Here is a 13121-nt window from a genome sequence, read left to right as displayed (position 1 = left end):
TCCCTTTCGATTGACTGCTATGCGCGGTGAATGATGAACTGCGCGCCGCGTCGGGTCTGTGTGAAGCCATCGCCCAGTTGCCGCAAAGCCTCGCGCATCGCCTCGCGCACCGGCATGCGGTCGTCACGCTTCCAGAACAGATCGTCACCAGCGATGACGCCACCCGGCCGCACCTTGCGAGCGGATACCAGAATATCGCGCAATACGAAATCGTACATGTGATTGCCGTCGATATAGACCCAATCGAAATAGTTGTCGGGATAGGTCTCCAGAACCTCGGCGGAAAAGCCCTTGCGCACGATGCAATTGGGAATGCGCCCGATCGTATTCATGATGTGATCGTACTTTGCGCGCATTTTGTTGGCGCTGGCATGCTGGGCGTGGGTGTGTTCGTCAGACTTTTGTGCCAGCAAATCCCAAGGGTCGATCAGAACCAGTTCGCGAGGCTGCGTAATCTCAAGGATTTCCGCCGAGAAGTCACCCTGCCAGACCCCAATCTCGGCACAGCGCGCGCCCTTGGGCATGACCTCATCCAGCATCTTGCGGCGCAAGGCCCGTCGCTTCGGAGCGCGATTCAACGCATTCTCGTCCAGAATACCCTGGATGATGTCCCGCGATTCCTGCGGGCTGGCAAGACCTGGCAAAGGGGCCTCTGCCGCGCCTGTGGTGCCCGCATCGGTAGGCGGCGGCGCAGGTGCAACGGGCCTTTGGCCGTCCATGATCGCATCAAAAACGGCTTTGGTCTCGGGCTCGTGCAGAACCTCTTCGACCCGCTGGCGGTGGATATCCACAGCGGCATTGTGCAACGCACGCAGAATAGGGTCTTGCAGCAACTCATCGACGGCCTCTCGCAAAGCGTCACGATGGCGCGCAACCGAGTGATCCTGTTCGCCCCCGATGTTCCAACGGGACCAATAGTCAAATCCGATCGTGTGGCCCGTGTGATTGGCCCGCCCGCGGTGGCGTTTCAGAATGAAGGATTTTACGGAACGCACCGCATAGTGGTTGACCTGAGCGACCGCCTCTCCCAGATCACCGGTCAGTTTCAGCTTGTCGCTTTCCTCGGGTTTGCGCGGGGCCCAGATCTCGTCGCTACCTTCGCTATGGAAGGGGCGATGCAATCCCAGTTTCTCGATATTTTCATCGGCTCGGAACAATGTTTTTATAAACCCGGACCTGTTTTCGGCGTCCTTCTCGGGCCAAGGCGCCGCATCGGTCATCTGTTCGGTAATCAAGCCGTCGGGGATATCGATCAATCCGTTATTGGAAAACATCCGCCACACCACGGGAATGACATCCGCATCGGGATAGGTTTGGCGCAAATCTGCAAGCTTGCCGTCACCGACATGAATGCTCAGAAACTCGTCCACGTCGCCCACAAACACCCAATTGCAGTCCTTGTATAGCGGATGTGCAAGTGCATGTTTCAAAGCCGATTTATGGGGCCCACGTCGCAGAACTTCATTGTACTCATGTTTGACAATCCCCAACTGCTCGAGCCGTTGGAGCATCAGATCTGTGCCGTCGGTACAATCATTTGTATAGACCAGAAAATCAGAGAATCCGATCAGGTAGTGCCAGGCGACCCACTCCAGAACATAGGGGGCTTCGTCTTTCATTGTGGAAACAAACAGGTACCGATCTTCACCTGGCTGAGACACCGTTTTGCCCGTCACTGTTTGAAGCCCCAATCATTTTTTTTCAAATTACTATAGGCAGCCCACGTCCACAAGAAGCACGGCCCCTCTCTGGGAAAGAGCAGCAGGCACCGCCGCAACTATGGTCTTTTTCCAGTTTGAACCGTTGCATTCGGCCAAATTCATCAGCACCCGTGTTGACATCCGATCTTATGTTTCATGCATTTTGGGACTCTTACTGATGAATACTCTAAAACAACTCGTGTTTTCTGAACCCCTGTCGCACGCTTTGGGCTAGGAAGGATCCTGTGAATGAAAGTCGCCACCGCCGCTTACAATCTCGACTGGCTCGACAGTTGGGCCCAGTATGAGGACAAATTGAACCACTGGGTGGATCAGGCCGCCGAGAACGGGGCCGATTTGCTGGTCTTTCCCGAATATGGTGCGATGGAGTTGTCGACGCTGGACGGGCCCGAGGTGGCGGGGGATCTTGAGCGCTCGATTCAGGCCGTCTCAGGGCGAATGGAAGAGGTACACGGTTTGCATCAGCGCCTCGCGCGTGAATACAAGACATATATTCTGGGCGCTTCTGCGCCTGTTGTGACCGGGACGGGGCGACCGGTAAACCGGGCTGAATTCTATACTCCGGATGGCTTTCAAGACCATCAGGACAAACAGATCATGACCCGGTTCGAGCGTGAGCAATGGGACATTGCCCCGGGCGGGCCGCTCAAATTGTTCGACACGGCGTTGGGCAAGATCGGCGTGCTGATCTGCTATGACAGCGAATTCCCCCTGCTGGGCCGCGCACTGAGCGAGGCGGATCTGATCCTTGTGCCGTCCTGCACCGAAGCCCTCTCGGGGTATTGGCGGGTTCGGATCGGGGCGATGTCGCGTGCCTTGGAAAATCAATGTGTTACGGTCATGGCATCGCTGGTGGGGAACAATGATTGGTCCGAGGCCGTGGATATGAACACCGGAATGGGCGGCGTTTTTGGCCCGCCGGACAAGGGCTTTCCACAGACCGGCGTTCTGGCCGAAGGGACTCTGAATCAACCGGGCTGGACCTATGCCGATATCGACCTGAGCGCCATCACCGATGTCCGCGCCGATGGCCATGTCTTGAATCGAACCCATTGGGACGAGCAAACAGCCCGAGTCGAATCCGTCACAATCTCCGCGCTTTAGTGATTCCGCCCTTGAAATAAGGGTAGAATAAGCTCATTTAGGCGCACATCCCCGCAGATTCTGTGGGTGCAACTTAAGTGTGGAGACAACATGGCCAAGGAAGATACGCTCGAATTTCCCGGTGTCGTGAAGGAACTCCTGCCTAATGCGACGTTTCGGGTCGAGCTGGAAAACGGCCATGAGATCATCGCGCATACGGCAGGCAAGATGCGCAAAAACCGCATCCGCGTTCTGGCTGGCGACAAAGTTCAGGTCGAGATGACCCCTTATGATCTGACCAAGGGTCGGATCAACTACCGCTTCAAGTAACGCCTTACCCTATGGCGTTCATTCTCGGATCGGGCAGCCCAAGGCGGCTGGACCTGCTGGCCCAGCTTGGCGTGCAGCCCGATGCCGTTCGCCCTCCTGACATCGACGAAACGCCTTTGAAGGGCGAACTTCCGGTTCCTTATTGCAGCCGTATTGCGCGCGAAAAAGCGCAGGCTGTTCAGGCGGATAGTGCGGATATTGTCCTGTGCGCCGATACCACGGTAGCGCTGGGGCGTCGGATTCTGGGCAAGCCCGAAAACGCAGGTGAAGCGGCCGAGTTTCTGCACGCTCTGTCCGGGCGCAGGCACCGGGTTGTAACCTCGGTCGCAATCCGGAGTGGCGATCGGGTTTTGCAACGTGACGTGGTCTCTCAGGTCAAGGTGAAACGCTTGTCCGACGTGGAAGTAAACGCTTATCTTGCGACAGGGGATTGGCAAGGCAAAGCAGGCGCCTACGCCATCCAGGGCCCTGCCGGGGCGTTCATTCCGTGGATTTCCGGCTCATTCACTGGCATCGTAGGCCTGCCGCTATCCGAAACGGCAGCACTTCTTCAGGCGATAGGCTACCCTTTGTACAGTGAGGCATCATGAAAGGCCGTACAATCGTTCTTGATCACATCGAAGGTCGTGAAGCTGCCGCTCTGATGGTCGATGGAAAGCTTGACGATTTTCTGATTGCTGGCGATGCCCCGTTCCCCGGCACGATCTACCGCGCGCGCGCTGACCGCCCGGTCAAAGGGCAAGGCGGCATGTTTCTCACCACCCCAGGCGGGCCTGCCTTTCTGCGTCAAGTCAAGGGCCTCGCGCCGGGCGCGCTTCTTTTGGTACAGGTGACAGGTTTTGCAGAACCCGGCAAAGCGCTGCCGGTCACCGACCGGATCCTGTTCAAAAGTCGCTACGCGATTGTGACGCCCGAAGCTCCGGGTCTGAACATTTCGCGTAGCATCAAGGATGAAGATGAACGCGACCGCCTGCTGGAAATCGCCCATGAGGTCATGGCTGACAGCGCGTATGGTCTGATCCTGCGGTCATGCTGTCAGGGCGAGAATGCGGACGAGATTGCCGAAGATATCAACGCCATGCTGGTACAGGCCGAGCAGGTTCTGGACGATCCCGGAACGGAACCCCAGATCCTTGCGGAGGGCGACGGCCCTCATATCCTGGCCTGGCGGGATTGGACCGAGCCCGCAGATGTCGTGACCCAAGAGGGCAGTTTCGAACATCACGGCGTTTTGGACGCACTGGATGCGGCGCGCAGCAGTTCCGAGCCCTTGCCCGGTGGCGGGCATCTGTTCATCGAACCCACACACGCGCTTGTGGCCGTTGACGTGAATACCGGTGCAGATACCTCTTTGGCGGCAGGCACCAAGGCAAACTTTGCTTGCGCCAGAGCGTTGCCTCGCGCGCTAAGGATCCGGGGTTTGGGCGGGCAGATCACGTTGGATATGGCGCCCATGCCCAAAAAGGACAGGCGGGGCTTTGAACAAGCCTTGAGGGCCGCGTTCAAAGCGGATGGAATCGAAACAACGCTGGCTGGCTGGACGCCGCTGGGCCATTTCGAACTGCAGCGCAAACGCGGGCGTATTCCGTTGCAAGAGGTGCTGGAATGAGCTGCCCGATCTGCCAGCAACAGACGCTTTCCAAGTACCGTCCGTTTTGCTCAAAGCGCTGCGCAGATCTTGATCTGGCAAAGTGGTTGAACGGATCATATGCCCTACCGTCACAGCGTGAAGAGGTCATTGAAGACGAGCCCACCGAGGCCAATGACAACGCCCACCGTCCGCACTGAAAAAATGTCAAAAAGCCTCTGGACACTGCGGGATGCAAGTCATAGAAGGCCTGCACCCAACGGCAAACACCGTTCCCGTGCCCGGGTAGCTCAGGGGTAGAGCAGTGGATTGAAAATCCTCGTGTCGGTGGTTCGATTCCGCCCCCGGGCACCACAAAACATCACAACCCATTGAAATTAAATAGAAAAAATAGAAGAGTTCGATTTGTTGCGGGTTCCCGCACCATTTCCTGCAACAAATAGACCATTTACGTCATCCAAAGAAGAGGCACTTAGCAGCACGAAGCGTTGGACGCCCGCGGCAAGTGCCGCCTCAAGACCAGGCTGCATTGCTCCCAATGAATCCACGGTGTCTGTGGGTGCTACGAGGTAAACAGCTCTGACGCCTTCGAAAGCATCCGTGAACGTAGACCGATCGCTCCAATCGAACCGTAAATCATCTTTGTTTCGAGGGCTGCGTGTTCCTACGCGGGGGGTCAGCCCTTTTGCATGAAGCTGTTTGACGACGCGGCTGCCAGTCTTGCCGGTGCCGCCGGTGACGAGAATGTTCTTAGCCATCGATAAAGTCTCCCAGTTTGGATTTCAGAACTTCGACGCCTCCGACAGCATTCAGCAGAACCAGAGGATTCCAATAGTCGCGGTAGCGGGTGATTCGTCCGTTTTTGACCTTAATGACCGAGATGTAGTTTTGGTCATAGCGCCCGGCTTCCCCTGCACCTTTGCAGGAAAATTCCAACACAAAGGTTTCACCGTCTTTGGCAACATGGGTGACTGCCGGGCTCATGGATTCAAAACCGATGAGGCCCCCAGCTTTTGGCAGATAGGCGGCCATCGTGTCTCGGCCGCGGAGCTCTCGCACCGAGCCTTCTGGAGCAAACGGGAACTCGAACACGATGCCTTCGTCACACATGTCCAGGAAGTTTTCGCCTGCTTCTGCGATGATTGCATCTCCGAGAGCGCCGCGCAGCATCGCGCCAAAGCTGGGTATGTTGTTTGTGTCAGACATGATCTCATTACCTCTTGTTGTTCCCTTTACGGGAGGGTTGTTCTGTGAGTGATGACTTGGCTTATGTCGCTTTTCCAAACTGCATGATCAGAACACCTGCAATCGACAGCACAGCACCAGTGATGCGATAGAAGTCGGCTGGTCGAGGAGCGTTCCCAAGAAGCCCGTTCTGGTCCAGGATGAGTGCCATCGTCATTTGTCCAGCGACTACTGCGGCAATAAAAGCGGCGGCCCCAAAGCGTGGGATCAGAACCATGGTCGCCATCACGTAAATGACACCGATCACACCTCCTACCCACGCCCAGGGAGGAGCCGCATATAATGATGATAAGCTTGGCAATGTCGGTCGAAGCCATGCGATGCCGACCACGAGGCAAACGAATGAAATTCCAAACGACAACAGAGTTGCCCAGAGTGGGTGACCAGCCACGCGGCTAAGCTCTGCGTTCATTCCGGCATGGATGGGTATCAAGGCCCCGCAAAGCAGAGGCGCAAACCACAGAATTGCGATTTTCGGGTCCATCTTCGCGTCCTTTCCACAAGTGCCAAAATTGGGTTGCAGTATTTGAGGGTTTGCTCCAAACTGCGTCAGAACGATACCGTTTCGTCCTATATATGGGAGAATCACGATGGAACGCAATAGTTCCGACGTAAAAAATCCTGATCGACCGCGTCGTAAGCCGGCCGGAGCTGCCGTATTGCAAGACACGGTGACGGAAGCAATCCAACGCGCCTTGTTTGAGGAATGGGCGGAAACGGGTTACTCGGCTCTACGAATGGAGCGCATTGCGGCTCGTGCAGGTGTCGGAAAGGCGGCGCTCTATCGCCGGAGCAAATCAAAGTTTGAACTGGTGACCGAAGCGGTGAAATCAGCAGCCACGAATATCACTCCAATTCCGGACACAGGATCATTTGAGAAGGACGTTGCCAGGCTTATGCGCAGGATGGCCGCAACTCTGCGCCATCCGCTTGTGAGACGGATTCTACCGGACCTGCATGCTGAGCACGCTCGTTCTGATGAATTGGCAGAATTGCTGGAGAGTGTGACAAGGGATCGCCGGGCCCAGGCAATGGTCATGCTGGACAGAGCTATTGAGCGTGGTGAGCTGACAAAAGACACAGATCGGCAAATGATCCTGGATATGTTTATCGCACCGCTCTACTGGCACCTCATTGTTCAGCATCGACCTGTCAGATCAGCAGACATCCAACGATTTACCAATCTGGTGCTAAGTGTATAGAAATAAACAGTAGCCATAAAGCAAATTGAAGAACTGAGACGAAGGTCGCTTCAGATATTCGTCACCGCCTAACAGCCTAGGGAACCCAATTCAGATGGGTAATCGCATAATTCAACGCTTCGAGATCTTCAGTCAGCTGGCTGTATGAGATTGGCCCTCCCAGGCACACCCTGACCGCTTCGTCGGATGCACCTGTTACCATAAAGGCATTGCTCGGCATAACTCCGACTTGACGATTGGCCATATGGCTCATCACGTCAGCTCGGCTCGACCCTTCGGGCAGCTTGAGCCAGATATTGAATGCTTCGTTGCTGCCGACAAAGTCTTGGTCCTGCATAATCTTGGCCGCCAAGTTCTGTCTGCGGTTCGCCTCCTTGCGGACGAACTTTTGCACCGCCGCGGCTGTACCATCCTCGATCCATCGCGCCATCAGAGCTATTGTGATCGGTGACGCCATGACATTCGATGCCTGCAAAGCACGCGTGAAGTGGGTTTTCGACAGGCCAGATGGAGCTACCGTGAGTGCCAGCCTCAAACCAGCGCCCAGACACTTCGAAAGACCCGCGATGTACCAACCCAATTCGGGGATCTGTTGTGAGATAGGCGGTGGAGCTTCCGACGACACAAAGCGACAGGCGTCATCTTCAATCAAAGGCAAACCGTACTTGTCCAAAACGGACGCGATCTGCTGACGTCTCTCCACCGGAATTGTAAGAGTCAGGGGATTTTGCAGCGTCGGGTTCAGATAAAGAGCAGAAGGTGCGTGCTCTTGGATAGCGGCATCCAGATCATCAGGAAGAATACCGCTGTCGTCTGATCTCACGCCGACAAGCCGAATACCGAGTTGGGCTGCGATGGCACGAATACCAGGGTAGGTCACTCGCTCACAGAGCACAGTGTCTCCCGGCTTGGAGAGCAGTGTCAGGATAGACAGAAGGCTGGCATGTGCGCCAGGCGCGATTGCCAATTGGTCTGCTGAAACGTCGATACCATTGATGTTCATCCAGCGTGCTGCGGTCTCCCGGTCTTGCCGGCTCCCGATAATGGATTGGTAGCGAAGCAGAGGAACGAGGTTCGCAGCGACATGTGTGAGGCCTTGTTCCATACGAGCCACCAGAGCCGGATCATCTGGCTCCGGGGGCATGTTCATGTTCGGATCTTCTTCCAGCGCGCGGCGTGGGTCTGCTTTTTCTGAAGTTTCTTCTGGTTTCCGGATAAACGACCCCCGGCCGACAAAGGTGTCGATATACCCTCGCTTCGCAGCCTCAGAGTACCCGCGAGACACCGTTGTGAAGTCCAATCCAACAAGCTTGGCGACGCTACGTTGAGGTGGAAGCCTGTCACCTGCCTCAAGCACACCTGTCTCTACATCATGTCTGATCGCCTCCGCGATCTGGACATAGAGTGGTTTCCCGTCGTCGCGCAGATTCGGTGTCCATGACTTCAAGGCATCGTTCCATTCAATATAGAAGATTGTGTCTGTCATCTTTACCAATATCACAGGCTTAATTCAACATATTGTCGCACATGCCATCTCATTGATTGGTTATTGATTGCATTTTGTCAGAAGATGAACTATCTGAGGCGCGACCAAAGGAGATCAAAGATGTCCGACCTTACAATTGACGCCCACGACGACAGTGAAGAGCGCCCCATCAAACCCGCGATCATGAATGGGATGCACCTCAAGTGCCCCAAATGCGGGGAAGGCAAACTACTGCACAGCTACATCAAAGTGAACGATGAGTGCTCGAATTGCGGTTTGGATCTGAGCCATCAGCGGGCTGATGATGGTCCGGCTTATCTTACGATCCTGATCGTTGGCCACCTTATGGGGTTCGCGTTGCACATCGCCTGGGTGACATTGAGGCCAGAGCCCTGGGTCTTGGCACTCAGCATGTCTGTGATTGCAGTAGTCGGTGCCTTGGCACTGCTGCCGGTCATGAAAGGCCTGATTGTCGGATACCAATGGGCCAAACGAATGCACGGGTTCTAGCCAGCCTACTTTTGCAGACTAGCCATGCGCCTTTGGCTTGCTTCTGCTGCCAAGCTTCGAGGTCATGCCGAACGAGTCCGGCATTTGAAGCGGGAGGATTCCTTGATGGATTTGGATTTCTTTTCACTTGAAACGACAGGAAAAACGATTGCGGATCTCACAACAGCCGCACCCCTTATTCCTGCGAGAACCCCTGTCAATGTGGCCTGGCTGAACGATGAGGATGATTACGACAGGCTGCGAACGGTGCGCCGGATCGACGATGCCGGACTGTTGCCGGTGCCGATATTTGCAGCTCGACGCCTTCAATCAAAGAAACACGTGTTTGACCTGACCGAAAAACTCCGGTTCGCCGGCGCACAAGGACAAGTCATGGTCGTTGGTGGTGACCCATCAAATGCGTCGGGGCCATTCAACAACACGATGGATCTCCTTCGAACCGAGTGGATTGAAAAGTACGCGATCAAAAGGGTCACCTTGCCAGGGTTTCCAGAGGGAAACGCAGCCATAGGTTATCGTTCGGATGTGGCCTTACTAGGAGAAAAGGTAAAGCTTTTGGAATCCTGCGGGTGCAGCGTGAGCATAACCACTCAACTTGCCTTTGATCCCAACAGAATTCTCAACTGGATAAGCCAGCTTCGAAACGTGGGTGTTGGCCAGCCGATCCAAATTGGAATACCTGGGCCGACCAAAAGGGATCTCCTGCTCAGGTTTGCACGCTCATTTGGGGTTTCGGCTCGCGGGTTGAACAACGTGAGTGACACCGTGGACGGGATCGTTGATTTCTCCCGTCTGGTCTGCTTGATCGAACAAGGGCTGCAACGACGCAATTTGGCTGATGTTGCGGTTCACCTTTATCCCTTTGGTGGCACGAAGGCTGCCGTTGAGTGGCTTACTGCGGTTAAGGCGCGGCATACGTGGGATACTTCGTGTAAAATGCTAGCTTGAGGTAAAAAAGGCCGGCCATTGAGGTCGGCCATGCTGGTTTTTCGAGAGGGCTTCTTGTTATTGTTAAGGGTATCACGCCGCCAGAGCGACTGAGTCCTTTCCAGCGGGGATCCGAAGTGGACATGTGCTGTCGGTGACGGCACTCCAGATTGCCTGAACGACATCCTCGGAGAAGGTGAACTCCTTCCCTTCGGTGTTCATGAAGGCCGCCATGGTCTGCTCGACGAACGGCTTGTAATCTTCAGGCGTTTCATTGGCTTCTGACATCAGTGCCATTGCGTTCTTGCCAAAATTCGTCGCTGGGGCCTGACCCGGTAGAACGATGTGGGCGCGAATGCCCAGAGGGGCCAGTTCAAGGGCAAGACATTCGGTGAAGGCGTTCACTGCTGCCTTGCTTGCTGTGTAGACCGAAGCCAGAGGCAGCGGTTTGAGTGTGACGCTGGAAGAGACATTCACAATCACACCTGATCCCGTGGCGCGCATTTGCGGCAGCACGGCACGGACCAATTCCATGGTACCGAACGTGTTGGTTTCAAAAATCTGGCGCATGTTATCTTCTGATGTGCCCTCAAAAAGGGAAAGCCAGCCGACGCTTGCATTGTTCACCAAAGCGTCTATGGGCCCCGCAGGTTCCACAGCCTTTGCAATACCGGCAGTGGACTGCATGATCGTCCAGGCGAGCGAACCCTTGCGCCGCTCCAAGACGTATCCACCGTCCTGCATTGGGATCACGTGAACCAGTACCATGCCCAAAAGATTGCGGGACGGAAACGAAAATCCGGAGACACGGCTCGTCGGCATTGGGACCGCATCGCTGATGAGGCTTGGTTGAACGCCCGAGGCGTCCGGCTTCGAGTTCAGGAGTTGGTGGATGCGATGGTCGCCAACAAAGTGGAGGCAACGGACCGTATCGCGAGCCAAAGCGGAGCAACAGCGGCGATAGTCGAACAGGTCGCTGAAGATGTCGAAACAAATGCCCTGCGGATAGCCGGGCGGCTTGTGGACCGCGTATGACCAGGCTTCTGCCGAACCCGTGATCGGGTTCATCCGCTTTCCTTTCGGTCGGTATGCCAAATCATTGGAGTATCGCGACCGTGTGGTGACCGTACTTGCCCGTCGCCCCCAGAACATTGATCTGCGTAACATCGCTTCGGCTCCTGTCATCACTCGGGGTTTCGGAGGACTTGATCTGACCATTCGGTGCAAGGATGGTTCCAGCACGTTGTTGAAAGGGGCCAGCCCTCAGAAAGCGAGCGAATTCGCGAAGCTTGTCGAAAAGGACTGGATCGCCGACATCACTGAGAGGCTCACACCCGCATTTTCATTCACTAGGCTGTTTATTTCACGCAACATCATAAAAATTTCTGCGTCATAGAAACGGTCTAGATTCTCTATAATCTCCAAGTCGCAATTGGTTCACTGAAAAAGTAGGCTATTTCTTCTAAGTGACGGTTTAATATGGACTCTTGGTCGTCTGCAGCTGGAGGTATCTCTAAGTTTTTCAACGAAACGCTCTTGAGTGATAGGCCAAAACTTGCGATGCAAAAGTGATGCAGCTTTGTCCAAAGAAAAACGGACGCAATCGCAAATATGCTCAAATTTGTCCAATTGCTTGATGCGAAAGGGTCGAAGAAAGGACCGCTAAAGACGCTTTCACGATGATGAAACACGTACCACGGCGAGGCGATGCCAAGCGTAGTGTACAGTGATGTAAGGATTGACCAAACGCCGGATGACTGAATTCCTTTGAAGCACGGCAGTGGCAGCCTGTTTACGTCGGCACCGTATAGCATTTTCTGAAGGATGCTTGTCTAAATCTCTTGACGCGTCACATCCTTGCTGACCGCATCTTCGTCCGGAACAAATGCGGCTAGAGAAATATGCAAAGCCCTTGGTCGATGCTTGGTCAAGAACGACTGGATTATTCCGCTCTTACCAGATCCATAAATCCTGTCAGAAGCGCGCTGAATGTCAAAACTCTCACTCGCATGGTTCGATCTCATTGGGGTGCTAGGGATTCCAAAATTATGTTGCTCGATGAGAGTTGATGTCAGTTACCCTAGCCTCAGAACGCAACGCAGTCTCCCCCTTTCAAATCCAGAATTTCCCTTGCTTCATCAGGGGTCGCAACCTGACTGCCCAGATCTTCTACGATACGTCGAATTTTGACGACTTGTTGAGCGTTGTTTTCGGCCAGTTTTCTACGAGAGATGAACAGACTATCTTCAAGACCGACGCGAAGGTTGCCTCCCATCTGACTCGCCGTCGTGGCAAGCGACATCTGAGCTCCACCTGCTCCTAAAACCGACCAACGATAGTCGTCACCGAAAAGCCGGTCGGCCGTGCGTTTCATGAAGATCAGATTGTCGACTTCGGGTCCGATTCCGCCGAGGATGCCAAAGATGAACTGAATAAAAATGGGTGCCTTGAACAGCCCGATATCCATGCAGAATTTCAAGTTATACAAGTGGCCGACATCGTAGCATTCATGTTCGAATTTGATGTCATGCGGCGCGAGCGTTTCTGCCGCTTCGCGAATGTCCCGGAACGTATTACGAAAGATGTTCTGATCGGAGTTCGCGACATAGTCTTTCTCCCAATCAAATTTCCAATCATCATCGCCATACCGGTTGGCCAATGGGTGAAACGAGAAGTTCATCGAACCCATGTTCATCGAGCACATCTCGGGGCTGAAAGTCTTGGCCGGGTTGATCCGGTCTTGAATAGACAGAGTTAACGATCCTCCGGTCGATAGGTTCACAACGGCGTCAGTCGCCTGTTTTATGCGGGGTAGAAATGGCGCAAAGTCACTTGGGTCGACCGATGGCGAGCCATTCTCCGGGTTGCGGGCATGCAGGTGCAGGATCGACGCTCCGGCCTCGGCGGCCTCGATCGCCTGCCGCGCGATGTCATCATAGGTGTACGGAAGTGCATCCGACATGGTTGGTGTGTGGATCGCTCCTGTTACAGCACATGTAATGATGGTCTTTTTCTGACGGGCCATGGGT

The 13121-nt window shown here is 54.7% G+C and carries 16 protein-coding genes, 1 tRNA gene and 1 pseudogene; 9 read left to right on the top strand and 9 right to left on the bottom strand.

Annotation, left to right across the window (positions count from 1 at the left end):
• Nucleotides 1-17: 17 nt before the first annotated feature.
• The gene (locus ACR0L4_RS16945) at nucleotides 18-1676 is read right to left on the bottom strand and encodes a glycosyltransferase family 2 protein (RefSeq protein ID WP_480514294.1); all 1659 of its coding nucleotides are present in this window, start codon (nucleotides 1674-1676) and stop codon (nucleotides 18-20) included.
• A 273-nt stretch (nucleotides 1677-1949) separates the two neighbouring features.
• Here ACR0L4_RS16945 and ACR0L4_RS16940 point away from each other — a divergent pair, with 273 nt between their 5' ends.
• The 6 genes from ACR0L4_RS16940 (at nucleotide 1950) to ACR0L4_RS16915 (ending at nucleotide 5076) form a co-directional block, all read left to right on the top strand.
• Entirely contained in the window at nucleotides 1950-2825 is an 876-nt protein-coding gene (locus ACR0L4_RS16940) for a carbon-nitrogen hydrolase family protein (RefSeq protein ID WP_480514293.1), read from the top strand.
• 90 nt (nucleotides 2826-2915) lie between these two features.
• Nucleotides 2916-3134 carry a translation initiation factor IF-1 gene (gene infA / locus ACR0L4_RS16935; protein ID WP_005978431.1) on the top strand — a complete coding sequence of 73 codons (219 nt, stop codon included), beginning with the start codon at nucleotides 2916-2918 and terminating at the stop codon, nucleotides 3132-3134.
• An 11-nt stretch (nucleotides 3135-3145) separates the two neighbouring features.
• The gene (locus ACR0L4_RS16930) at nucleotides 3146-3724 is read left to right on the top strand and encodes a Maf family protein (RefSeq protein ID WP_480514292.1); all 579 of its coding nucleotides are present in this window, start codon (nucleotides 3146-3148) and stop codon (nucleotides 3722-3724) included.
• Entirely contained in the window at nucleotides 3721-4743 is a 1023-nt protein-coding gene (locus ACR0L4_RS16925; protein ID WP_480514291.1) for a ribonuclease E/G, read from the top strand. The genes ACR0L4_RS16930 and ACR0L4_RS16925 overlap by 4 nt, the downstream gene beginning before the upstream one ends.
• Nucleotides 4740-4922: a DNA gyrase inhibitor YacG gene (locus tag ACR0L4_RS16920; protein ID WP_480514290.1), complete on the top strand. Its 183-nt coding sequence runs from the start codon at nucleotides 4740-4742 to the stop codon at nucleotides 4920-4922. Before ACR0L4_RS16925 ends, ACR0L4_RS16920 begins: the two co-directional genes overlap by 4 nt.
• A 79-nt stretch (nucleotides 4923-5001) precedes the next feature.
• Nucleotides 5002-5076 (top strand) — tRNA-Phe (locus ACR0L4_RS16915).
• Nucleotides 5077-5099: 23 nt separating this feature from the next.
• Here ACR0L4_RS16915 and ACR0L4_RS16910 read toward each other — a convergent pair.
• From ACR0L4_RS16910 to ACR0L4_RS16900, 3 genes are all read right to left on the bottom strand, one after another.
• Nucleotides 5100-5480 carry an SDR family oxidoreductase gene (locus tag ACR0L4_RS16910; RefSeq protein ID WP_480514289.1) on the bottom strand — a complete coding sequence of 127 codons (381 nt, stop codon included), beginning with the start codon at nucleotides 5478-5480 and terminating at the stop codon, nucleotides 5100-5102.
• Nucleotides 5473-5928 (bottom strand): nuclear transport factor 2 family protein, encoded by a 456-nt coding sequence (locus ACR0L4_RS16905; protein ID WP_480514288.1) that lies wholly within the window; start codon nucleotides 5926-5928, stop codon nucleotides 5473-5475. Before ACR0L4_RS16905 ends, ACR0L4_RS16910 begins: the two co-directional genes overlap by 8 nt.
• Nucleotides 5929-5989: 61 nt before the next feature.
• Nucleotides 5990-6451: a DMT family transporter gene (locus ACR0L4_RS16900; RefSeq protein ID WP_480514287.1), complete on the bottom strand. Its 462-nt coding sequence runs from the start codon at nucleotides 6449-6451 to the stop codon at nucleotides 5990-5992.
• 106 nt (nucleotides 6452-6557) lie between these two features.
• Between ACR0L4_RS16900 and ACR0L4_RS16895 the strand changes: the two genes are divergently transcribed.
• On the top strand, nucleotides 6558-7169 hold the full coding sequence (locus ACR0L4_RS16895; protein WP_480514286.1) for a TetR/AcrR family transcriptional regulator: 612 nt from the start codon (nucleotides 6558-6560) through the stop codon (nucleotides 7167-7169).
• Nucleotides 7170-7245: 76 nt separating this feature from the next.
• Here the strand turns inward: ACR0L4_RS16895 and ACR0L4_RS16890 are convergent, their stop codons facing one another.
• On the bottom strand, nucleotides 7246-8655 hold the full coding sequence (locus tag ACR0L4_RS16890; protein ID WP_480514285.1) for an aminotransferase-like domain-containing protein: 1410 nt from the start codon (nucleotides 8653-8655) through the stop codon (nucleotides 7246-7248).
• A 120-nt stretch (nucleotides 8656-8775) separates the two neighbouring features.
• Here ACR0L4_RS16890 and ACR0L4_RS16885 point away from each other — a divergent pair, with 120 nt between their 5' ends.
• Nucleotides 8776-9165, top strand: a complete 390-nt coding sequence (locus ACR0L4_RS16885; protein WP_170751368.1) for a DUF983 domain-containing protein — start codon at nucleotides 8776-8778, stop codon at nucleotides 9163-9165.
• A 102-nt stretch (nucleotides 9166-9267) separates the two neighbouring features.
• On the top strand, nucleotides 9268-10113 hold the full coding sequence (locus ACR0L4_RS16880; RefSeq protein ID WP_480514284.1) for a methylenetetrahydrofolate reductase: 846 nt from the start codon (nucleotides 9268-9270) through the stop codon (nucleotides 10111-10113).
• 72 nt (nucleotides 10114-10185) lie between these two features.
• On the opposite strand, the gene ACR0L4_RS16875 is transcribed toward ACR0L4_RS16880, so the two are convergent.
• The 4 genes and pseudogenes from ACR0L4_RS16875 to kce form a co-directional block, all read right to left on the bottom strand.
• On the bottom strand, nucleotides 10186-11160 hold the full coding sequence (locus ACR0L4_RS16875) for an SDR family NAD(P)-dependent oxidoreductase (RefSeq protein ID WP_480514283.1): 975 nt from the start codon (nucleotides 11158-11160) through the stop codon (nucleotides 10186-10188).
• 195 nt (nucleotides 11161-11355) lie between these two features.
• Nucleotides 11356-11517, bottom strand: a complete 162-nt coding sequence (locus ACR0L4_RS16870; protein WP_480514282.1) for a YobI family P-loop NTPase — start codon at nucleotides 11515-11517, stop codon at nucleotides 11356-11358.
• Nucleotides 11505-12116, bottom strand: a pseudogene (locus tag ACR0L4_RS16865) (YobI family P-loop NTPase). Before ACR0L4_RS16865 ends, ACR0L4_RS16870 begins: the two are co-directional and overlap by 13 nt.
• A gap of 62 nt (nucleotides 12117-12178) precedes the next feature.
• On the bottom strand, nucleotides 12179-13117 hold the full coding sequence (gene kce, locus ACR0L4_RS16860; RefSeq protein WP_480514281.1) for a 3,5-dioxohexanoate:acetyl-CoA acetone transferase: 939 nt from the start codon (nucleotides 13115-13117) through the stop codon (nucleotides 12179-12181).
• Nucleotides 13118-13121: the final 4 nt, after the last annotated feature.

The organism is Ruegeria sp. AB5 (assembly GCF_056542645.1).
This window is presented reverse-complemented; position numbering and strand designations above follow the sequence as displayed.